The 21,403-nt window shown below is 70.7% G+C and carries 15 protein-coding genes; 5 read left to right on the plus strand and 10 right to left on the minus strand.

Features of this window, described 5'->3' with window-relative positions:
- Nucleotides 1-91: 91 nt before the first annotated feature.
- Together HAV39_RS36580 and HAV39_RS36585 are read right to left on the minus strand one after the other, a co-directional pair.
- Nucleotides 92-751 (minus strand): hypothetical protein, encoded by a 660-nt coding sequence (locus tag HAV39_RS36580; protein WP_191843743.1) that lies wholly within the window; start codon nucleotides 749-751, stop codon nucleotides 92-94.
- Nucleotides 752-791: 40 nt separating this feature from the next.
- Nucleotides 792-1,451 carry an MSMEG_1061 family FMN-dependent PPOX-type flavoprotein gene (locus tag HAV39_RS36585; RefSeq protein ID WP_191843744.1) on the minus strand — a complete coding sequence of 220 codons (660 nt, stop codon included), beginning with the start codon at nucleotides 1,449-1,451 and terminating at the stop codon, nucleotides 792-794.
- A gap of 97 nt (nucleotides 1,452-1,548) precedes the next feature.
- Between HAV39_RS36585 and HAV39_RS36590 the strand changes: the two genes are divergently transcribed.
- On the plus strand, nucleotides 1,549-2,121 hold the full coding sequence (locus tag HAV39_RS36590) for an RBBP9/YdeN family alpha/beta hydrolase (protein WP_239120818.1): 573 nt from the start codon (nucleotides 1,549-1,551) through the stop codon (nucleotides 2,119-2,121).
- 160 nt (nucleotides 2,122-2,281) lie between these two features.
- A complete protein-coding gene (locus HAV39_RS36595) occupies nucleotides 2,282-3,496 on the plus strand; it encodes a cytochrome P450 (RefSeq protein WP_191843745.1) in 1,215 nt (404 codons plus the stop codon).
- A gap of 37 nt (nucleotides 3,497-3,533) precedes the next feature.
- Here HAV39_RS36595 and HAV39_RS36600 read toward each other — a convergent pair whose 3' ends face one another.
- Nucleotides 3,534-4,199 carry a TetR/AcrR family transcriptional regulator gene (locus tag HAV39_RS36600; protein ID WP_191843746.1) on the minus strand — a complete coding sequence of 222 codons (666 nt, stop codon included), beginning with the start codon at nucleotides 4,197-4,199 and terminating at the stop codon, nucleotides 3,534-3,536.
- A 268-nt stretch (nucleotides 4,200-4,467) separates the two neighbouring features.
- Here HAV39_RS36600 and HAV39_RS36605 point away from each other — a divergent pair, with 268 nt between their 5' ends.
- The gene (locus HAV39_RS36605) at nucleotides 4,468-5,220 is read left to right on the plus strand and encodes a DUF6585 family protein (protein ID WP_191843747.1); all 753 of its coding nucleotides are present in this window, start codon (nucleotides 4,468-4,470) and stop codon (nucleotides 5,218-5,220) included.
- Between the two features lie 45 nt (nucleotides 5,221-5,265).
- Here the strand turns inward: HAV39_RS36605 and HAV39_RS36610 are convergent, their stop codons facing one another.
- The 3 genes from HAV39_RS36610 to HAV39_RS36620 form a co-directional block, all read right to left on the minus strand.
- A complete protein-coding gene (locus HAV39_RS36610) occupies nucleotides 5,266-6,024 on the minus strand; it encodes a VOC family protein (protein WP_191843748.1) in 759 nt (252 codons plus the stop codon).
- A 188-nt stretch (nucleotides 6,025-6,212) separates the two neighbouring features.
- Nucleotides 6,213-7,124, minus strand: a complete 912-nt coding sequence (locus HAV39_RS36615; RefSeq protein ID WP_191843749.1) for a serine hydrolase — start codon at nucleotides 7,122-7,124, stop codon at nucleotides 6,213-6,215.
- On the minus strand, nucleotides 7,121-8,017 hold the full coding sequence (locus HAV39_RS36620; RefSeq protein WP_191843750.1) for a helix-turn-helix domain-containing protein: 897 nt from the start codon (nucleotides 8,015-8,017) through the stop codon (nucleotides 7,121-7,123). The genes HAV39_RS36615 and HAV39_RS36620 overlap by 4 nt, the downstream gene beginning before the upstream one ends.
- 174 nt (nucleotides 8,018-8,191) lie before the next feature.
- Between HAV39_RS36620 and bla the strand changes: the two genes are divergently transcribed.
- On the plus strand, nucleotides 8,192-9,094 hold the full coding sequence (gene bla / locus HAV39_RS36625) for a class A beta-lactamase (protein WP_191843751.1): 903 nt from the start codon (nucleotides 8,192-8,194) through the stop codon (nucleotides 9,092-9,094).
- A gap of 62 nt (nucleotides 9,095-9,156) precedes the next feature.
- Here bla and HAV39_RS36630 read toward each other — a convergent pair whose 3' ends face one another.
- Genes HAV39_RS36630 through HAV39_RS36640 form a run of 3 tightly spaced genes read right to left on the minus strand, consistent with a single transcriptional unit; the run spans nucleotide 9,157 to nucleotide 15,745 of the window.
- Nucleotides 9,157-10,674 (minus strand): bifunctional metallophosphatase/5'-nucleotidase, encoded by a 1,518-nt coding sequence (locus HAV39_RS36630; protein ID WP_191843752.1) that lies wholly within the window; start codon nucleotides 10,672-10,674, stop codon nucleotides 9,157-9,159.
- Nucleotides 10,675-10,704: 30 nt separating this feature from the next.
- Nucleotides 10,705-13,938, minus strand: a complete 3,234-nt coding sequence (locus HAV39_RS36635) for an ATP-binding protein (RefSeq protein WP_191843753.1) — start codon at nucleotides 13,936-13,938, stop codon at nucleotides 10,705-10,707.
- Between the two features lie 43 nt (nucleotides 13,939-13,981).
- Nucleotides 13,982-15,745 carry a hypothetical protein gene (locus HAV39_RS36640; protein WP_191843754.1) on the minus strand — a complete coding sequence of 588 codons (1,764 nt, stop codon included), beginning with the start codon at nucleotides 15,743-15,745 and terminating at the stop codon, nucleotides 13,982-13,984.
- Nucleotides 15,746-15,915: 170 nt separating this feature from the next.
- Between HAV39_RS36640 and HAV39_RS36645 the strand changes: the two genes are divergently transcribed.
- Nucleotides 15,916-17,310 (plus strand): trehalose-6-phosphate synthase, encoded by a 1,395-nt coding sequence (locus HAV39_RS36645; RefSeq protein ID WP_191843755.1) that lies wholly within the window; start codon nucleotides 15,916-15,918, stop codon nucleotides 17,308-17,310.
- Between the two features lie 61 nt (nucleotides 17,311-17,371).
- Here HAV39_RS36645 and HAV39_RS36650 read toward each other — a convergent pair whose 3' ends face one another.
- Nucleotides 17,372-21,253, minus strand: a complete 3,882-nt coding sequence (locus HAV39_RS36650; RefSeq protein WP_191843756.1) for a ThuA domain-containing protein — start codon at nucleotides 21,251-21,253, stop codon at nucleotides 17,372-17,374.
- Between the last annotated feature and the right edge of the window lie 150 nt (nucleotides 21,254-21,403).

Here is a 21,403-nt window from a genome sequence, read left to right on the forward strand (position 1 = left end):
CTGGAGGTCGCCGATCTGCAGGCCAGTGAAGGGTGCCGGCTTGCGTGGGCCCGCGACGGCCGTGGGCGTTTCGATACGCTTGGCGGCGTTCCTACGCGGTGGGCTCGACGACCATCTCGTTGATCCCGGGCACGTGCGCGAGAGTCTGACCGTGCCTGCCCGCCCGGCGGTTGCGGAATCGAGCGCGCAGCACGTGGACGCCGAGCACCGTGATCAGCAGCACGAAACAGGCCAACTCGATGACCGGGTCTACCATCCGCACCGCATCGGTATAGGTCGGCGGATGGTTGTGGCTGACAAAACCGGGGACCGTCGGCAGGAACCACGAGATCGAAAGGAAGATGAGCAGCGCACTGCCCGCCGAGGCGATCAGCGCGAGCCGCAGGGAACTCTCACGGCCGCTGCGGTGGGACAGCGCCGCCACGACGATGCCGACCCCGGTGACGACACACAGAGCTGCCGCGTTGCCGGTGGCGGTCGACGGGGCAGCGAGCGCGAGCACCGTCCACATTGCGGTCGCGGTGACCGCCGCCAGTCCGGCCGGCGCCACCGCCCGAAGTGCGCCCGCCGACCTGCGATCGGTGGCCCAGAGGACAGCGGCGAGCTGCAGGACGACCAGCACAGCGCAGACAACCTGTGTGAGCGGCCGGTTGGTCCGGGTCGCGATGGCCGTCGTCTCGGCGGCGAGGACGGCGAGCCCGGCAACACGGGCGGACATGCGCGTGGTCACGGACAACCCTAACGCCGCCATCGGCGAACGCAATGGCCGAGCGTCCACCACGGTGCGGCCGTCACTCGTACCGGTACTTCAGCGAATCCGCCTCCGCCCGCTCGATGTCGGCGATCGTCAGCTCCGGCATCCGCAGCTGGGCCAGCGTCACCTCGGCCGAGGTCGGCTGGGCGTCCGCCGGCAGCCACTGCTCCGGCTTCCAAGCCCCACTGCGCAGCAGCGACTTGGGACAGTGCGGGTAGACCTCCTCGATCCCCACCACCAGGGCGCTGGCGGGCGGCTTGCCTACGGCGGTCAGCTGCGACAGCAGCTCGGGGCGAGTGGAGACGCAGGCCCGGCCGTTGACCCGAAGCGTCGTGGGCCGCCCCGGGATGATGAACAGCAGCCCGGCTCGCCCGGTGACGACTACGTTGCGCAGCGTGTCCAGACGCTTGTTGCCGGTCGCATCCGGTATCGCCACCGTCCGTGCGTCCAGGACGGCGACGAACCCGGCGGGGCCGCCGCGCGGGGAGACGTCACAGTTGCCGTCAGCGTCGACGCTGGCGACCAGGACCAGCGACGAGCAGCCGATCAACCGCCGGGTCTCGTCGGTGAGTTCGGTCATCTGCTTGCGCACGGCCGCGTCGCTGGGGAGTTCGTAGGTCCGGCGCAGCGCCTCCTCATCGGGCACGGCGTCGAGGCGCAGCGAGTCGAAGGCAGTGGCGGCAACGGTTGGCGTCATGCCGCCGACCCTAACGGGCCGGACTGACTGACTACCAGGCTGATCGCCTGCCAGGACGCGGCCGCCGCTGGTAGGTCGACGAGCGCGGCTCCGCGGCGTGCCGCGACCGGCGCAGGCGGTAGCGTGCTGCCGTATGCAGCCAAACGCGATCATCTTCCACGGCACGGGCGGCAGTCCGGAGATTCTCTGGTTTCCTTGGCTGGGCGCGCGTCTCGGTGAGCGCGGCTACGCCGTCGACATCCCGCACTACCCCGGGATGAACGCCGAGCCGGTCGCCACCTTGTTGCCGAAGGTGCTGGCCGGCCACCGGTTCGATGAGCGGACTGTGCTCGTCGGGCATTCCGGCGGTGCCGCATTCCTGCTGGCTCTGCTGGAACACCTCGACGTCACCGTCGCGCAGGCGATACTCGTGGCCGGCTACTCGACGCGGCCCAACGATGCCGACGAGCCGGTGCTGCAGGCCGAGTACGACTGGGCGGCGATCAAGGCGCACGTGCGCGACATCTACTTCGTCAACTCCACCCGCGATCCGTACGGATGCGACGCCGCACAGGGCCGCGCCATGTTCGAGCGCCTCGGCGGTACGCAGATCATCCGCGACGACGGACACTTCGGCGACTACAACCAGCAATACGACACCTTCGAGCTGCTCGACCGGCTCATCGGCTGAGGGTGGCCTGAGAGCTGCTTAGCATGGCTAATGTCGTAAAAGAGCTGATATGCACCATCCGAGTGGGATGATGGCCTGCATGCGCGTGGTGGTGGACCTGACGAAGTGTGCGGGGTACGCGCCGTGCGTGTTCCTCCGCCGGCGCTGAGCAGGAGATCCCATGACCGAGGCCAGCCTCTACGACCAGATCCTCGACTACGCCAACCGCGCCAACCCGTGGCCGCTGTACGAGAAGCTGCGTTCCCAGCCGGTATGGCAGGAGGCCGACGGCACCTTCGTCGTCAGCACGTACCGCGACATCTACGCGCTCATGCACGACCCGCGGCTGAGCTCGGACATGGCGAACCTGCTGCCCCAGTTCGCCGACAGGATGCCGCAGGACGACGGGCCGCGCAGCTTCATCGTCACCGACCCGCCACGCCATGACGTGCTGCGCCGCATCGCGATGCGCCAGTTCGGCCCGCCGCACCGGCCGGCTCGCATCGACGAGCTCACCCCGAGGCTCACCGAGATCGTCACCAAGCTGATCGACAAGATCTCCGACAAGCAGGAGGCCGACCTCGTCGACGAGGTGGCCTACCCGTTCCCGGTCGCCGTCATCTGCCACTTGCTCGGCGTCCCGCCCGAAGACGAGCCGAAATTCAGCGCCTGGGTCGACCCGATCGTCAACGCCCTCACCCGGCCCACACCCGAGCAGCTGCAGGCGCGCAACGACGCACGGCAGCACATGACCGACTACATGTCCGAACTCGCCGCGCGCCGCCGCACGGAACCCGGCGACGACATGATCTCCGGCTACGTCACCGACGACGGGCCCGACGGGCGGCTGGAGGGCGGCGACCTGCTCGCCACCCTGATGCTGCTGCTGATCGCCGGGCACGAGACCACCGTCAACCTCATCACCAACGGCTGGCTGACCCTGCAACGCCACCCCGACGTGCTGGAGCGGCTGCGCACCGAACCCCATTTCGCCATCCGCCTGGTCGAGGAGCTGCTGCGCTACGAACCGTCCGTGCACATCCTGCCGTTCCGGACCGCGGTGTCCGACATCGAGATCGGCGAAACCACCATCCGCAAGGGCCACCCGATCGCCGTGATGCTCGCATCGGGCAACCGTGACCCCGAGTGCATCCCACATGCCGACCGCTTCGACCCCGACCGCGCCGACAACATCCACCTGTCGTTCGCCGGGGGTGTCCACTACTGCTTCGGCGCGCCCCTGGCACGCCTGGAGGCGCAGATCGCGCTGACCCAGCTCGCCAAACGACTGCGGAACCCGCGCCTGGTCGCCGATCCACCGCCCTACCGCCCGAGCCCGGTCCTGCGCGGACCGATTCACCTGCGGATCGCTTACGACGGCGTCGGCCCGGCCTGATGCCGGGCCGGAGCCGACCCGAGCCGCCGAGGCGGGCTCAGGCGGTCGGCTCTGCCGGCAGCAGTCCGCGCAGGACCACCTCCGCCAGCGAATCGGTGATCTGTTGCCACTCCGCGTCCGACTGGCTCGGCGCGCGTCCCAGCCGCCGGGCCAGGCCGCCCTGGGTGAGGGCCAGCGCGGGCCCGCTGAGCGCCGTGAACAGGATGTCCGTCGATATTCGCGGCATGCGCCCGGCGTCCATCAGCCGCTGTGCGATCGGCTCGACCCGCTCCAGCATCGCGGTCGTGTACTTGTCGAAGATGTAGTCGAGGCGGTCGGAGTCGAGCACGAACTCCGCGGCCAGGATCCGGTTCATCTGCGGGGCGTTGGCGGCGACGGAGTAGAAGGCCTTGATGATGGCTTCGAGTTTCTCGTAGTCGTCGGAGCCCAGCTCGAAGGCGAGGGAGAACCGGCTCTGCATCGCACCCATGGCGTGGTCGACCACCGCCCGCCAGAAGTTGTTCTTCGAGCCGAAGCGGTCGTTGATGAAGTTGTGGTTGACCCCGAGGCGCTTGGCGAGCTCGCGCACCGAGGCCCCCTCGTAGCCCAGTTCCGAGAACGCCTCCAGGCCCCGCCGGAGGATCTCGGCGTCGGTGAGGTCGACATGCGTGGCCCGACTGGCAGCAGGCCGCCGCGGCACCGGATCCGGCTGACTCCCGACCATCTCCGGTCCTGCCCCCATTCCTCGCCCGCGCTGAGATAGACCAGCTTACGGGAGCCGCGGGGCGGCGGTCTCGCCCGGCCGCAGTGCCGGCGTCCCACGGTACGGACGGGTAGCTCGGTGGCCCGACCCGTGCTGACGGAGCCCTCACCACAGCCGAAATCTGACGCCTGTCAGACAGCGTCGTACGTGCCTGCACCCGCCCGGCGGTGACCTCGACGACAGGCATTGACCCATTGATGGCCGCCCATCGACACGGCATGATTTGCGCATGGACAGTCGTGCGGGTGGACGCTCGATCGAGCAGGCCGTGGCCGAAGCCGGGCTGGGTGAGCAGCACGGCCGCTACCGGTCCGCGGTTGCCGCCGACATCGTCATCGTCGTGTGCTGCGCCGCGCTGGGCTTCGTGCTGCTGGCCGCCGCGGGCGGTGCGGGCGCGGTCGTCGCGATGGGCCTCGGCGTGCTCGCGCTGGCGGCGGTCGGCGGGCTGGTCACCTGGCGCAAGGCCAACACATGGCGTCACCTGTTCACCGGCGGGACGCTGACCGTCGGCCCACGCGGCACGGTGACCTCGTTGGTGACCTGGCACGACGTGGCGCACCTGCGGTACTGGACCAGGGTCGTCAACCTCGGCACCGCGTACACCGAGGTGCCGCAGTGCCGTCTCGACCTGAACAGTGGCGAGGTCCTCGACCTGGCCAAGCCGCGCTACAAGGAGATGCCGGAGATCGTGTCGTTCATCGACGCCAACGTCTCCGCCGTCAAACTCCCCCTCAAGACCGAGGAGTTCCGCAAGACCGGTGCCGCGGTCTTCGGGCCGATCACGCTGGCCGCCGAGGGGGTGCGCTGGCGCGACTCCCTGGTGCCATGGCACGCCGTCACGCGGGTGGAGGTCGGCAAGACCCGCCTGAAGATCTGGACCGACGGCCGCCAGCCGGTGGTGTCGCAGCTGCTCAGCGCGGTCCCCGAGCTCACCGTCCTGATCCACATGTTCGGGCACTGGCAGGAACTACCGCCGGGGTAACGCGGCTGAGCACCGGCTGCCGCCTTCGTACCGGCTGCCAGACGCCTACCGGCCGTCCGCCGCCGGATCGGCGGTCAGCCAGATGTCGAGGTCTGCCGCGGTGCGCAGCTCCGCGTCGACCCGTTCGCGCTCCGACTCGGTGAGCTGGATGGTCCGCAGCTCCGCGGCGTACGTCTCGATCTTCGCGGGTTCGTCCATGGCGACTGCCAGCTCGATCAGCGCCGCCAACGCCAGCGCCCGATCGATCGGCGCAGCCTGGTCGCGGTGTTTGCGCAGCCCGGAGGTGAGTGCGCGGTAGGCCGCGCGGTCGTCGTTCTTGAACTCGCGGTAGATCCGGGCGTTGTCGAGCACCCGGGCCAGCCCTTCGAGCTTCTTCGAGCCGCCGTACTCCACCTCCCCCGGCTCGTCGCGCTGGATGAAGATGATCGAGTTGCCGGACGGGTCCATCAGGGTGAAGCGGCTGGCGCCGGGCCGGTAGCGGGTCAGCCGGGGCAGCCCCGTGACCAGCACTTTGCCGTAAGCCTGGCGCATCGCCCGGGTGAAGGCGGCGTGGTACGGCGCGACCGCATCGACCAGCACCAGGCAGCCGCCGCTGTTCTCCTCGCCGGGGTCCATCCCCCGCGGCGGATTCTTGAAGTGCAGTTCGAACCCGCCCCGCTTGAAGGCAAGGTAGAGGTACGGCTTGGTCTGCCGCCAGGTGACCTGAAAGCCGAGCGCCTGGTAGAACGCCAGGGTGTCGTCGGCGGACACGCACGGCAGCAGCGGCACCGTCGTCTCGGTCGGCTGGCTCGTCGCCTCGTTCATGTGCGCTTCCCCTCCCGCGGCTGTCGCTACCGCATTGTGGCCGGTCACGGCGTTTTCCGCACATGGCGGAGTTTGCGTCGATGGATCGCCGTCATGGCGCGGTGGTCCGCCGTCCTTCCCCGACACTCCCAAGCTCACGGTGCGAGCCCGCAGTGGGCGGCGCAGCCGGCCGTCGGGCGCAGACGTTGTCAGAGCCGGTCGAAGCGGCGCAGCTGGTCCCGCAGCGTCCGGGCGACGTGCGCCATCAGCGCCTCGGCCTCGGGCTGCACCGCCGCCGCGACGCTGGACTCGGTCAGCGCCGCTATGGCGAAGGTCTGACCGTCGGCGTGCTCGACGACGCCGATCTCGTGGCGCAGGTTGAGCAGGGTGCCGGTCTTCGACGACCACACCGAGGCGTCCGAGCTGAAGTCCGGCGCCAGCCGGTGGCGCATCACCGTGGCGCCCATCAGCTCGCGTACGCGTTCGGCGACCGCGGTGTGCACGGTCGAGGGCCGCCACAGCGCGTGCAGCAGGTCCACGAAGGCGCGCGCCGAGCCGGTGTTGGCACGGGCGACGTCCAGCTGCGCGACCGCGTGCCCCCCGGTCGGCGTGGCGCCGGCGATGGCCAGGGAGTGAGCGACGTGCACCTCGCCCGGGTCGAGCAGCTCGGCGGGGGTGCTGGCCAGTTCACGCATCAGGTAGCGGACGCTGATGCCGGCCACGCCGAGCCGCCGCAGCTCGGCGGTCACCTGCGCCGGCCCGGTGATGGCCAGCAGCGCGTCGGCGGCCGTGCTGTCGCTGACCGCCACGGCCAGGTAGGCCAGATCCTCGACGGCGAGCGTCGCCGGGTGCCGGAACCTGCTGAGCCCGGTCGGGCCCGGCGTGCTCACGCGGCCGGGCTGGACGGTGACCGGAGCCGCGGGGTCGAGTTCGCCGCGGGCGGCGCGTTCCAGCGTGGCCACGGCGATCGGGACCTTCACCAGCGACGCGACCGGCCACACCAGGTCCGCGTCGATGCCCACCTCCTGCCCGGAGTCCAGATCCCGCACCAGGAACGATCCGCGCAACCCTGCGTCTCGCAGGGCTTCGCGGGCTTCCGCCACGACCGCGGCGTCGTTCACGAGCGCCCCCTCCCCTGCCCGTGGCGCACACCCAGGCAACGACCGATCTCGGCTTCCAGCAGCTGCCCCACCGCCGAGGCGTCCTCACGGCTGCCGACCGCCAGGTCGTAGCCCCGGCGCAGGTCGAGCTCACCGATCGGCCGCCAGTGCAGGCCCAGCTCCTCGGCTTGCGCCGGCGAGCACGCGAGGAGATCGTTCGAGGTCAGCACCTCCGATGCCGCGGCCACCAACGAAGCCCCGGTCGCAACCTGCGCGGGCTGCAACCCTAGCGCTGCACCCAGGCGCGTCAGCTCGTCGCGTACATGCGCCACGTCGTCCTCGGGCTGCACCCAGATCCGCCGGCGGCGAGCCGTCCGCGCGGCCCGGCCGGCTCGCAGCGACTCCAGGTGCACAGCCGACCGGCCCGGGTCGGCGACGGTGGCCACGCCCACCGGCACCTGCCACACCGCGGCGTCGGGCGCGACGGCCACCAGCGCCGCACCGACCTGCTCGGACCGCACCAGCTCCGCCCGCTCGACCGGGCCCGCCGCCAGCAGGTCCAGGTGCACCTGCTCGTCACGGCCCGCCGCGGCGAGTCTGGCCAGCGCGAGGGTGCCGCACACCGCCGGGACGGCCAGGCGGATCGGGCGCAGCCGTGCCCGTGCCGCGTCCAGCGCCATCGCGTCGGCCACGTCGACGACCCGCCTGGCCCATGGCAGCATGTCGCGCCCGAACGGCGTCAGCCGCACCGTCCGCGACGAGCGCGCGAACACCCGACCGCCCAGGTGCTCCTCCAGCGCGGCGACGCGCCTGCTGGCCACCGACTGCGGGATCCGCGCCACCGCCGCGCCGGCGGTGAAGCTGCCCTGCCCGCTCACCGCCAGAAAGGCGCGACAGGCCGCCACAAGATCCACCCGAGCATTCTATGCAAGATCAGCATGGATCGGCTCGTTTTCGTCTTTGTCTGCATTCGTTGGGCGGTGGGAGGCTCAGCGCGCCGCTCCGGGAACGCTGTCGCCCGAACCTGGCGGCTTTGGCGTCCGGCGTCCCCGGATCGGCGCAGACACGACACGAGGGAAGGCACCAACATGATCATCTCTGTGCGGCGGACCGCTGCGGCCGCCACGCTCACCTGCCTCATCCTCAGCGGCTGCACAACCAACACGCCCACCACCCCCACCATCCCCACGCCCGGCGCTGCGGCGCCCTCGGCCGTCGCCGCCTTCGCGGACCTGGAGACCCGGTTCGACGCCCGGCTGGGGGTGTACGCGGTCGACACCGGCACCGGCCGCACCGTCGAGCACCGCGCCGACGAGCGCTTCGCCTACGCCTCCACCTACAAGGCCCTGGCCGCCGCGGCGGTGCTGGACAGCACGACCGCCGAGCAACTCGACCGCGTCGTCCACTACACCGACGCCGACCTGGTCACCTACTCGCCCGTCACCGACAAGCGCGTCCAGACCGGCATGAGCCTGCGTGAGATCGCCGACGCCGCGGTGCGCTACAGCGACAACACCGCCGGCAACCTGCTGCTGGACCACCTCGGTGGCCCCGACGGCTTCGAGCGGTCGCTCCGCGAGATCGGCGACCGCACCACCGACGCCGCCCGCCACGAGACCGAACTCAACCAGGCCTCCCCCGGCGACACCCGCGACACCAGCACCCCCCGCGCGCTGGCCACCGACCTGCGCGCCTATGCCCTCGGCGACGGTCTGGCCGACGACGACCGCACCGTGCTCAACGACTGGCTGCGCGGCAACACCACCGGCGCCAAGCTCATCCGCGCCGGCATCCCGGCGGGCTGGCAGGTCGGCGACAAGACCGGAGCCGCCGCCTACGGCACCCGCAACGACATCGCCGTCATCTGGCCGGCCGACGGCGCCCCCATCGTCCTGGCCGTCCTGTCCAGCCGCGATGAGCAGGACGCCAAGTACGACGACGCGCTCATCGCGCAGGCCGCGGCGGCCGCCGTCACCGCACTACGGCCCTGAGCGGCACCGCGGAGCCTCTGCGGTCCGGACTCCTGACGGAGCCCGGACCGCAGGCGCTCCGATCAGATGATCTTCGCGACCCGGTCGCAGACGATCCGGTCCTCGATCGCCGCGTCGAACGGCGACGGCAGCGTGGCGACATACTCGACCAGGGCGCCGAGCTCGGATCCGTGTCCGACCACCTCGGCGCCGCCCAGCAGTGCCCGGTAGCCGTCGCCGCCGGCGGCGAGGAAGCTGTTCACCGCGACCCGGTAGCGTTCGTTCGCATCGGGCCGGATCAGCTTGCCCCGCTGCCCCGCAGGGCCTAGGCGGATCTCGATCACCTCGCCGCCGTGCTCGTCGTGCGGGCGGTAGCGGTAGTGCAGCCCGGACACCGCCAGGTTGCGCCGGAACCGGTGACGGCGCTGCTGCGCCAGCAACTCCCAGAGCTGCGCGCCGGTCAGCGTGCAGGAAATCACGTCGTTGCCCGACGGCAGCACGCCGAACAGGTCGCCCCAGGTGACCGCGCCGGCGGGGATGGCGGCGCGCATGCCGCCGGGGTTGGTGAACGCCACGTCCGCACCGGTGGTGGCCCTCATCGCGTCGGCGAGCAGGTTGCCCAGCGGCGACTCCCCGGCATGCGTGGCTCCACCGTCGCGGCCGGACACCAGGCGCCGCGAGCTGACGGCGACCACGCGGCCGGTCACCTCGGCGGTCGCGGCGAGGGCGTCGTCGACGATGGCGGCGACGTCGGGCGCTGCCGCCCCGTCGGCCCATACGGGCACCAGCTCGCCGTCTGCGGTGGCGATCCGTCCGGTGCGCGGGTCCAGCGTGATCCGCACGTCGCAGAACGCCCGACCGAACGGTGCGGCTTGCATGACCAGTGTGTTCCCGACGTACGTGTGGATGCTGTGGTGGGTGTGCGCCGCCATCACGACACCGACCTCGGGCAGACTCGCGGCGATCTCATTGACCCGGGCGGAAACCGTGCCGCCGGGAAGCGTCTGCTGGTGGCCGCCCTCGTGGAGCAGCAACACGATCGCGTGCACGCCCTGTGCGCGGAGTTCGGGCAGGCAGGCGCGCACCGCGTCCACCTCGTCGAGGAAGTCCAAGTCGTCCACGGTCCCCGGGCTGGTCAGCAGAGGCGTGAACCAGACCGTCGCGCCGATGAACCCGATCTTGATGCCGCCGACGGCGGTCACCAGGTACGGCGGGAACAGGGTGCGGCCGGTGGGTCGGTGCATGATGTTGGCGCTGACCAAGGGGAAGTTCTGGCCCTCGAAGCCGTTCCCGCCGCGCACCAGGCGCAGGAACTCGCCGAGCCCTGCCCCGAACTCGTGGTTGCCCGGCGTGCCGACCAGCATTCCGAGCTGGTTGAGCACCCGGATGACCGGCTCGTCGCGCAGCAGTGCGGCTTCGGCGGGGCTGCCGCCGGTCATGTCGCCGGAGTGCACCACGAACGTGGGGTTCGGGTACGCGCGCCGGCGCTGCCGGATCATCGCGGCCAGAGTCGCGACCCCGCCGACCGGGCCGGTCCGGCCGGTGTACGGGTCGGTGTAGGCCAGCCCGCGACCGGTCAGGTGGCCATGCAGGTCGTTCAATCCGAGGAGCCGGACCTCGGCGCCCATTGCTCAGCGGCCTGCTTGCCGCAGCGCGACCAGCCCTTCAGCCAGTGCCGCGGTGCGGTCGCCGTCCGGGATCTTCAACTCCGACGCATAGGGCAGCTGCGCCATGACCTGCTCGCGGGTGTACGCCGCGCCGAGCAGACCGCCGGTCATGGCCGCGACGGTGTCGGCGTCGCCACCCAGCCCGATCGCCGTGACGATCGCCTCCCGCAACGGCTGCCCGGTGTGCACGCAGTACAGCACGGCGCTGACCGTCTCGGCCGGGTCCATGCTCGGCCCGTGGTCCGGCACGGTCCACGTGCCGTCGGCCACCCGGGCCAGCGCGTCCGAGACCGAGGTGGTGGCCTCGTACGCCTGCGTCGCCTGCGCGGCGGCTTCGGTCGCGATCTCCATCAGCAGCGATCGTGACGCGCCCTCCGCGGCCCACGCGCCGCACTCGGCGATCACGCATGCGGCGACCAGCGCGTCCGGACTGCGGTGCGTGGGCCGGCTCAACTCGGCGACGCGCTCCTGCAGCCGCGCCCGGTCGCCGATGCCAACCGTCCAGCCGACCGGCAGGGCGCGCATCGCGGCGCCGTTGGTGTTACCGGCCTGGTCCTGGGCGATCTGGCCGGTCTCGGCGAAGTGTTCCACCGCCTTCGTGGTCGACGGGCCCAGGCCCTTGATCTCGCCGGCGCGCTCGCCCAGCAACGCGAGGAACCCTTCCGCGCCGCCATCGCCACCGGTGTTCAGCAGATACTCCCCGACCAGCAGGGTCAGCGCGGTGTCGTCGGAGGTGGAGCCGACCTCCCATCCTTCGCGGGCGTGCACCGTTTCGATCTCTTCGGTGCTCGCGCCCGACGGGCCTTCCGGAGGGTAGGTCTCGTACGGCAGGCCGAGCGCGTCACCGCACGCGTATGCCGTGAGCGAACCCCCGATCCGCTCAGCGAGCGAGAACACCGTCTCCGGGTACATCCGCCGCAGCAGTCCGTAGCCGTGCGCCGCGACATCCGCGCGAGCGAGCGCGCCCAGCTCCACTGCCTCCCGCTCCCGACCCGCCGCTGCCGCCGCCATGCTCAGCGCGACGCGGGCATGGGTGATGTCGTAGCGGCACTGCGACTGCCCGAACGAGTCGAGCGCACCGCGGATCAGGTCATAGGCCTGCTCGACCTCACCCTGCTCCAGCGCCAGCAATCCCCTGGTCTGCGCGACCTTGGCCCGCTCCAGCGTCTCGCCCAGGCTCGCCGCCAGCTGCTCGGTCTGCTCGAACAGCTCCACCGCGGCGGCGGTGTCACCGGCGCGCAGATGGCACATGCCCAGCGCGTGCATGCTGTGCAGCGCGCCGCGGACGTCGGCGACCTCCCGGCGCTTCTTCAGCGCGGCAGCGTGGATCTCCGTCGCGGTGACGAGATCCCCTCTGGTCAGCGCGACGTTCGCCAGGTTGCCCCGGAGCATCGTCTCGATCAGCGCGTCCTGCTGCTGTTCGGGCAGCGCCGCGATGAGATCGAGGCCCCGGCGGTAGTACGTCTCGGCGGCGTCCAGCTCGTCGCGGAAGTAGGAGATCGCGCCGAGCAGCGCGCAGAGCAGCGCGCTCGGGATCGGCGCGCCGTCGGCCGCGGCCTGCGCCTGCTCGGCGTACTGCCGAGCATCGTCGAAGTTGCCGAGGTAGAGCTCGATGTCGCCGATGCGGTGCAGCACCGCGACCCGGTCCACGTCCGGGTCGGCCAACGCCGTACGGGCTGCGGCCAGGGAGCCCTCGAAATCGCCGCGCACGAAGCACAGCTGCGAGCGCAGCAGGCAGGTGCCGCTGTCGTCAGCCGGCAGCAACCGGATGACCTCGTCGGCGCCGGCCCAATCGCCCAGTGTGATCAGGGCCCGGCCGAGCCGGGGGCCTATCTCCTCGATTGCCATGTGCGGACGCGCCTTCTGGTAGTGAAACAGCGCGGAGTGGTAGAGACCTTGCTGCTCCGCGTGGGCAGCCGCCTGCAGCGCCGTTCGTACCATATCCGCCGTGCGTCCAGCGCGCTCGAAATGACCCGCCGCGCTCGCCGGCTGGGCGCGCTCGTCGAACCACTCCGCGGCCCGCGAGTGCAGGTACTTGCGGGCTGCCGCACCGAGCTCGCCGTAGACCGCGTTTCGCATGATGCCGTGCACGAAGCTGATTTCCCCCGCTGGGCCCTCCTGGAGGATGCCCAGCTCACAGGCCCTGCGCAAGAGCCGGACCGCCTTGCCCATCGGCGCTTCCATGACATGGAGCACCGCCTCGATGTCTTGAGATCCGTCGGCGACCACGGCGGCGGCGTCGAGCAGTTCGCGCACGTCCGCGTCGGCGCGCGCGAGCCGCTGGCGAACCACCGCGTCCAGCCCGGGCGGCAGCTTCAGCACGGCGTCATCGGCGATGGCGCCGTCTCCGCCTGTGCCGGAGAGGATGTGCAGGGTCTCCTTGAGGTAGAACGGGTTGCCGCCGGTGAGACGGAACACCTGGTCGATCAGCCCTTCGTCGGGCTCGCCGCCCAACGCGAGCACCGATCGCACGTACTCTCCGACGTGCGCGCGCTCGAGCGGCGTCACGGTCAGCGCGGCCAGGCCCTCAGCGCTCCACCGCGCGGTCAGCAGCTGCAGGTTCGGCGCTTCGCGCAACTGCTCGGACTGCGCCGTCATCAGCACGAGCACCCTCCGCCCGCGGATCTTGCCGAGCAGATAGTTCACGAAGTACAGCGTGTCCTGGTCGGCGTCGTGCAGGTCCTCCACCACGAAGCACAGCCCGTGCCGCTCCGAGACGCCGAGCAGCACCCGGGACAGCTCCTCGTAGATTCCGTCGAGGCTCGCCCCGTACAACGACCTGCTGTCGACCAGCGTCTCACCGATCTTGCCGAGGAACGCCCCGATGAACGGGATCGAATCCAGCAGCCGGGGAGCCGCACTGAGCAGGGTCCGGCGCACCTTGTCCGGGGTGGTCCCCAGGTATTCCCGCAGCGCGTCCTTCACCGGCAGCAGCGGCTCCGCGCCGCGGCCCAGGCCGCGCGACAGGATCGCCACCATCTGCAGCTGCTCGGATTCTCGCACCAGCTCGGCGACCAGCCGGGACTTGCCCACTCCCGAGTCGCCCAGCAGCAGCACGGCGTGCCCGCGCCCACCGCCGACGGTCTCCATGTGGTCACGCAGCAGCTCCAGTTCGAGCTTGCGATTGACCATCGGTTCGGTAGGCGCGGGCACCGCGGCCGCCGCAGCGCGGCGTCGTTTGCGCCAGAACCAGGCCATCGCGAGTCCCCCGCCTATCGGTCCATGCCCGTTGCCACCGCACTCAAGCGTGGCCCACCGCAGTGGCGCGCACAATACCGGGATGATCCGAATCGGACATCATCTCCAGCCTGCTCGCCCACGTCCGCAGGCTGACTACCTCGGACGCGGTACGGGGACGCAACTCGGCTCCGGTCGGATCTCCGACAGCATGTATCGCCAGCGTGAACCCGCTCGCGTCCCGCGCGGCCAGCAGCATCAACGCCCTGGTCAGCCGCACCTCGACCACCCCGGACCGGTTCCCGCGATGCGCGTACGCGCGTTCCACACCGGCCAGCCGCGCGGAAGCGTCCGGCGCCGGCGGTGTGCCGCGCAGCAGCGCCAGCAGGAGGTCGGCTCGCAGGCGCAACAGTTCGAGATCAGACTGCCGGGTGACGGTGCCGGCCAGCATCGACCTCCGCCACGCTGATTCCAGCACCCGGGCAGCAGCCCGCGCCACCAGCACAGTCGACGAGCGGCCCGAGCGCGAGAGCCCTCGCTCCAGCCCCGCTTCGGTGCACCGCACCGCGACGTGGCCGATGCCGGCCAGCACCCGGATCATCACCCGGAGCCGACCGTGGCCGGACTGCGCGAACACGGCCGCGCCGACGCCGCTCGCCGCAGCCGCCAGCAGGACCGGCACGGTCGGTGCTCGGTCGGCCCGGCACTCGAGCCCGCGCGTGATCGCGTAAGCCCGCAGGCCCGCAGGCGTACTCCGGCCGCGCGACGTCTTGGCGTAAAGCACGGCCGCCTCGGCGAGATCCTCCCGGCCGCCCCGGCGCGCGAGCGCGTCGGCCAGCCGCAGCCGCACCCGGGCCGACGCGGGCCGACGCGAGGTGCCGGCCGCGACGGCTCGTAGCACCAGCACGGCTTCGCCGTGGTGGCCCGCCTCCGACAGCATCCACCCGTATGCCTCCGCTGCGGCAAGCTGCGGCACACAGCGCCACCAGGTGGCGAACCGCTGCGAGAACGGCGAACCGGCGACCGCGACCGACGGCCAATCCGGCAGCTCACCCAGCTCTGCCCGCAGCACGTGCCGAGCCGTGCCCAGCCGGGGCTGCTGCGGGTCGACTGCACTCAGCCGCGCCGCGACTTTGTCATCGAGCTGTGGTGCGATCCAGTCGAACCCGTCCGGCCGGAGCATCGCCTCCAGCGTCTCGAAGACGTCCAGGTCCCTGCCCGAATGCCCGATCACCAGGAGGCGTCCGCCCGTCACCGCCTCGGACAGCGCCTCACGGCGGTCGTCGTCGAGCAGCGTGCACTCCAGATCCTCCATGGTCGGCCGCAGCGGCACCACGGTGCCATCGGCGCCGACATCCACCGACCCGCGCAACTTCACCAGCAGTGGCCGGTGCCCGACGCCACGCGACGCGAAGTCCCGCGGTGTAGCCATCACGCGCAGCGGCGGCGCAGCCGGCATCGCCTCCCGCCACCGGGCCAGCGCCCGCGCATAGTCGGCCGGCACGTCCCGCGGAAGCTGGGCCCGCCCCGTGAGCAGCGCGTATGCCAGCTCTATGCCGTTGTCGAAGTTCAAGGTCAGTTGCAGCACGCCTCGTGCCGCCAGCATCGCGCACAGCAGATGCTCCTCCGTGGGCAACCGCACCCGCATGCAGTCGAGCACTGCTGCGACCGTGCCGGAGTCGAGGCAGTCCTCGATGCAGCCCAGAATGTTGCGCCTGCCTCCGGACATGAGCAGGTCCAGTCCGAGCGTCGTGACGGCGCCACGGGTGATCGCGCTCGCGGCGTCGAAGCAACCGTGAAGAAGGGCGTCGTGGAACTCGTCGCCCAATGGCAGGTTCGCCGGACTTCCGCGGGAGATCCCAGCGCCGGAGAGCACAGCGGAGACAGCAGGCATGTCAGCAATATAAGGACTGTCAACGGATCCTGATTGAACAGTCGAGGAAACGTCAGATCCACCATCCGATCGGGCGTGACCGACGCCAGCTAGCGTCATGGCCCATGCGCATCGTGACGTGTAGCAATAGCGCGGTACAGGCAACGGCCGGGCAATCGCCACAACTCGTGCCGGTCTCGCCCGGTGGACTGGTGCCCATGGTCGCCGCGCTGATGCGCCACCACGGGGGTCACTGGGTGTATGTCGGAAACGGCGATCACGCCGACTCGACCGCCGTCGCCATGGCCGGGACCACCACGACCCTCCACGGACACCGCGTCGATGCGCATTCGGCCGCGCAGCACGACAGGATGTCGATAGAGGTGCTGCAGTGGCTGATGCACTACCTACATGATCCCCTCGCCACACCGATTTCCGACCCGGCGATCTGGGACGCGTGGGGCGGGTATCAGAAGGTCAATCTCGAGGTCGCCACACGTATGCACGACCTTGCCGACCCGGCCGACCTGCTCCTGGTCAACGACCACCAGTTCCTGCTCGTCGGTGGACGTCTACGCGAGCTGCGGCCGGCGCGTCCAGGCCCCGTCGTCTACTTCCATCAGACGCCGTGGTGCGATGCCGACAATTTCGCGTTGCTGCCCGGCCGCGTACGCACCGCGATCCTCGACAGCCTGCTCGCGTGCGACGTCGTCGGCTTCCACGCTCGCCGCTGGGCGCGGGCGTTCCTGTCCTGCTGCGCCCGCGACCTGCCAGAGGCCCATGTCGCCGGCGACCACGTCGTCCACCGAGGGCGGCGAACTCGGGTGGTGGCCGCCCCCGGACCGGCCGACGCCGCCACGCTGCAACGGCTGGCCGCCGACCCGCTGACCGTGCGGTGGCGCGACCGGCTCACCGCGCAGGCGGAAGGGCGGCGCTTGCTGGTGCGCGCGGAGCGCATGGATCTGTGGAAGAACGTCGCGGGTGGTCTGCTGGCGTACGAGCGGCTGCTGGCGGGCCGGCCGGAACTGGCTCGCGGTGTCTGGCACTGCGCGCTGCTCTCCGGCGTTCGCCGGCCCACCGAGCGGCACCGCAGGTATGAGCAGACGTGCGCGGCGATCGCCGCGCGCATCAACGCGCGGCATGGCGGGGACGGTCCCGAGCCGGTGACTCTGCTGTACGCCGAACCCGGCGACAACACCCAGCACCGGGTCGTCGCCGCACTCCAGCTGGCCTGCGCGACCCTGGTGAACCCGACTTTCGACGGGCTCAACCTGGTTGCCAAGGAATCGCTGCTGGTGAACCCGACGGCCCCGGTCGTGCTCTCGGTGAATGCGGGCGTATATGACGAGCTGCACCCCTACACCTTGGGCGTTGACCCGTTCGACGTCTCCGCCACCGCTGCCGCGCTCGGTCATGCGCTCGACGGCGCACATGAACTGCCACGGTGGCCGGGCTCGGCGGCCACCGAATCCGCCGCCGAATGGTGCGCCGCCCTGGTCGGAGAACCGCACTGTCACTGAGCACCGCCGAGCGCGGAGGACCTGAGCGGTCCTCCGCGCCCGGCGCAGGCGGCCTACGCGGTCAGCTGTAGACCTCGAACTCGAACAGCGAGTAACCGTATGCGGTGCCCCGGGCCGTGCCGTTGATCCGCACGTACCGGCCGGTGGCCCCGAGCGCCGTGTTGTCGTCGACCCCGCCGTTGCCGCCGGTGACCGAACGTACCGTCGTCCAGGTCGTGCCGTTGGCCGAGGTCTGGATCTGGTACGCCGAGCCGTACGCGGCCTCCCAGGTCAGCTTCACCCGGTTGATCGCGTACGACTGGCCCAGGTCGACCTGGATCCACTGCGGGTCGGCGAACGCGCTGCCCCACCGGGTGGTCAGCGAGCCGTCGACCGCCGCCGACGCCACGAACGCGCCTTCCACGCTGGATGCGGTGGCCGGCCGGTTCAGCGCGAGGTTGTTCGTGGGCGGCGGCGGGGTGCCGTCACCGTAGACCTCGAACTCGAACAGCGAGTAGCCCCACGCGGTGCCCCGGGCCGTGCCGTTGATCCGCACGTACCGGCCGGTGGCCGTGAGCCCCGTGTTGTCGTCGACGCCGCCGTCACCGCCGGTGACCGTGCGTGCCGTGGTCCAGGTCGTGCCGTCGGCCGACGTCTGGATCTGGTACGCCGAGCCGTACGCGGCCTCCCAGGTCAACTTGACCCGGTTGATCGCATACGACTGACCGAGGTCCACCTGGATCCACTGCGGGTCGGCGAACGCGCTGCCCCACCGGGTGGTCAGCGAACCGTCGACCGCCGCCGACGCCGTGTAGGCCCCCTCGACACTCGACGCCGTCGCCGGACGGTTCAGCGCGAGGTTGGTCCCCGTCGGCGGCTGGGTGCCGCCGGCGGTGAACGTGAAGTCGTCGATGTCGAACAGCGAGCCGGTGGCGGCGCCGGTGAACACCAGGTACAGCTGTTGCGTTCCGGCCGGCACGGTCACCGTGCCGGTCACGTCGACCCAGGTCTCCCAGCCGCCGGTCGGCGCGACCGGCACCGTGGACACGACCGTGCCGGTGGGCGAGCCGACCCGCACGGTCAGCGTGCCGCCGACACCGGCCGAGGCGACCCGCGCCTTGAACCCGGTGACGCCGGTCAGGTTGTACGGCGTGAAGGAGATCCAGTCGCCGTTCTCGATGTAGCCGACGGCGTTGCCGCCGTGCGCGCTGGCCTTGGCGGCGATCTGGACACCGTTCATCGTGTTGTAGTGCTCGGCCTGCCGCGTCCTGGGCTGCAGCTGGTGCTGGGCCTGGACGGCGACGCCGGTGGGCGGGGTGTAGACCGCTGCGAGCACCCCGAAGATGTTCGCGGCCGCGTCGTGCTCACCGTCGACCGTGGTCTGGATCGAGCCGGTGCATCCGGTCTTGCTGGTGATGGGGTGTCCGTGGCTGTCGTGGCCGAGGACGTAGTTGAGCACGACCCGGTTGCAGTCGACGGTGCCGACGTTCGGATCGGTGACCCGGATCTCGTAGGGCACCAGGTCACCGAACTGGAAAACGGTGCCGTTGCCCGGGATGACGATCTGGATCCCCGCCCGGCCGACGCCGACGACGACGCTCGCCGTCGAGATCCGGCCGCCGGTGTCCCGGACCGTCAGGGTCGCGGTGTACTCGCCGTTGGCCGCGTACGTGAACGTCGGGTTGGCCGCGGTCGAGTCGGTGCTCCCGTTGCTGGTGAAGTCCCAGGCGTACGTGATCGCGTCGCCGTCCGGGTCGTTGCTGCCCGCCGAGCTGAACTGCACGGTCAGCGGCGCCGCGCCGGTGGACGGATTCGCCGCGGCCTGGGCGATCGGCGCCCGGTTGCCGCCGCTGTTGTACTCGATGCGGTAGACGGCCGAGTTGGCGTCGCCACCGAACCAGGTCGTGCCGTAGTCGAGCACGTACAGGGCGCCGTCCGGTCCGAACTCCAGGTCCATGATCGCGGTCCCGGACCACGGGATCGGGTCGATCGCGCCGGCGGTGCCGTTGGCGTTGATCGTGGCCGCCTTGATCCAGCGGCTGGTGAACTCGCCGAGGATGGCCTTGCCGTTGTAGGAGGCCGGGAACTTCACGTCGGAGACCAGCGCCGGGTTGAAGTTGTAGACCGGGCCGCCCATCGGGCCGCCGCCGCCCAGCTCGGGCCGCCAGGGTCCGGCACCGCCGTAGGGCAGCCAGGCGGCCTGCGACGGCGGCAGGGTGGTGATGCCCGTGTTGTTGCGCGAGTTGTTCGTCGGGCCGCCCGCACAGTTGAACAGGCCGGCCGACGGACCGCTGGGGAACGTGTACTCGTGGTAAGGGGTGTTGTAGTTCGAGCAGTAGGGCCAGCCGAAGTTGCCCGGCTGCGTGATCCGCTCGAACGCCACCGTGCCCGCCGGTCCGCGGTTCGGGTCGGCGCCGCCGTCGGGGCCGTAGTCACCGAGGTAGACGACCCCGGTGGCCTTGTCCACGCTCATCCGGAACGGGTTGCGGAAGCCCATGGCGTACACCTCGGGCTTGGTGTTCGGCGTGCCCGGCGCGAACATGTTGCCGGCCGGGATGGTGTAACCACCGGTGGCTCCCGGCTTGATCCGCAGGACCTTGCCCCGCAGGTCGTTGCTGTTGCTCGCGGTGCGCTGCGCGTCGAACGCCGGGTTGCGGTCGGCCCGCTCGTCGATCGGCGCGGAGCCGCCCGAGTCGAACGGGTTGGTGTCGTCGCCGGTCGACAGGTACAGGTTGCCGGCCGCGTCGAAGTCGATGTCACCGCCGACGTGGCAGCACTGCCCCCGGCTGGTCGGCACGTCGAGGATGGTGACCTGCGACGCCGGGTCGATCGTGTTGTCGTCGCGCACCGTGAACCGGGCCAGCTTGTTGGACCCGTTGAACGGGGCGAACTGTGCCGCGGTGCCGGTCGTCGGCGCGTCGCCGCCCGGGGTGCTCAGCGGGGGCGCGTAGTAGAGGTACACCCACCGGTTGCTGGCGAAATTCGGGTCGGCCTTGATGCTCTGCAGACCCTCCTCGTCGTGGGTGTAGACCTGAAGGGTCAGCGCGACCTTGGTGTTGCCGTTGACGTCGGTGTACCGGACGACACCGTCGCGGGAGGTGTGCAGCACACCCCGGTTCGGCAGCACGGTCAGACCCATCGGCTCGCCCGTCTCGGCCGCGCCCTTGGCCAGCGTCACCTGGTTGAACGTGCCGACCGGCGGGGGGCCGCCGACCGTGCAGTTCCCGGTGCCCTGGGCCGCGTAGCGGATGCCGCCGAGCAGGTGGGTGCGGAAGTTGGCCTCGCTGAAGCTCTCCTGGGTGTGTCCGAGGCCGGTGTACCACGAGCGTCCGCCGTCGTAGGCGCGGCACCACGAGATCGGGTGGTCTGCACCCATGCTGCCGCCGGTGTACGTGGACTCGTCCAGGTTGGCCAGCACGTGCACCGTCGAGCGCGGGTTGGTGCGGTAGTTGTACAGCTCGTCGGTGCGGTTCCAGTTCGTCGGCAGGCCCGCGGTGGACGGGTGGGCCGTGTCCTCGATGCGCACCGTGACCGGCTGGATCGCCGGGTGGCTGGCGAAGTAGGCGCCCACCAGGCTGCCGTACCAGGGCCAGTCGTACTCGGTGTCGGACGCGGCGTGCACGCCGACGTACCCGCCGCCGGCGCGGACGTAGCGCTCGAACGCGGCCTGCTGGGTGGCGTCGAGCACGTCGCCGGTGGTGGACAGCCAGATCACGGCCTTGAATCTGGCCAGGTTGGCGTCGTTGAACTGGGTGGCGTCCTCGGTAGCCTCGACCGCGAAGTTGTTGGCCGTGCCGAGCTGCTGGATCGCGGTGATGCCCACCGGGATCGAGTCATGCCGGAAACCCGCGGTCTTGCTGAAGATCAGCACCGAGAAGTCGGGGGCGGCCTGCGCGGGGACGGCGTTGAAGCCGACGCCGGCCAGCACGATGGTGACACAGAGCAGCACTCTGCGAAGGAACATGATCGGTTGCACCTCTCCTGTAGAGAGAACAATGAAGACGTGCGCCGATCACGTCTGGTCCGTGAGCTGTCAGCCGCACCATGGCACGGTGGGCCTCAGACTGGGTTACGACTCGTTTGGTAGCGCCGCATCCGCTCGACAGAGAGAGTG

Source organism: Catellatospora chokoriensis, from assembly GCF_011297315.1.
Classification (GTDB): Bacteria; Actinomycetota; Actinomycetes; order Mycobacteriales; family Micromonosporaceae; genus Catellatospora; species Catellatospora citrea.

What these genes read in the sequence shown, in the direction of transcription:
- HAV39_RS36580 (WP_191843743.1), bottom strand. Translation starts at nt 751, where the DNA reads ATGGCGGCGTTAGGGTTGTCCGTGACCACGCGCATGTCCGCCCGTGTT.
- HAV39_RS36585 (WP_191843744.1), bottom strand. Translation starts at nt 1,451, where the DNA reads ATGACGCCAACCGTTGCCGCCACTGCCTTCGACTCGCTGCGCCTCGAC.
- HAV39_RS36595 (WP_191843745.1), top strand. Translation starts at nt 2,282, where the DNA reads ATGACCGAGGCCAGCCTCTACGACCAGATCCTCGACTACGCCAACCGC.
- HAV39_RS36600 (WP_191843746.1), bottom strand. Translation starts at nt 4,199, where the DNA reads ATGGTCGGGAGTCAGCCGGATCCGGTGCCGCGGCGGCCTGCTGCCAGT.
- HAV39_RS36605 (WP_191843747.1), top strand. Translation starts at nt 4,468, where the DNA reads ATGGACAGTCGTGCGGGTGGACGCTCGATCGAGCAGGCCGTGGCCGAA.
- HAV39_RS36610 (WP_191843748.1), bottom strand. Translation starts at nt 6,024, where the DNA reads ATGAACGAGGCGACGAGCCAGCCGACCGAGACGACGGTGCCGCTGCTG.
- bla (WP_191843751.1), top strand. Translation starts at nt 8,192, where the DNA reads ATGATCATCTCTGTGCGGCGGACCGCTGCGGCCGCCACGCTCACCTGC.
- HAV39_RS36635 (WP_191843753.1), bottom strand. Translation starts at nt 13,938, where the DNA reads ATGGCCTGGTTCTGGCGCAAACGACGCCGCGCTGCGGCGGCCGCGGTG.
- HAV39_RS36645 (WP_191843755.1), top strand. Translation starts at nt 15,916, where the DNA reads ATGCGCATCGTGACGTGTAGCAATAGCGCGGTACAGGCAACGGCCGGG.
- HAV39_RS36650 (WP_191843756.1), bottom strand. Translation starts at nt 21,253, where the DNA reads ATGTTCCTTCGCAGAGTGCTGCTCTGTGTCACCATCGTGCTGGCCGGC.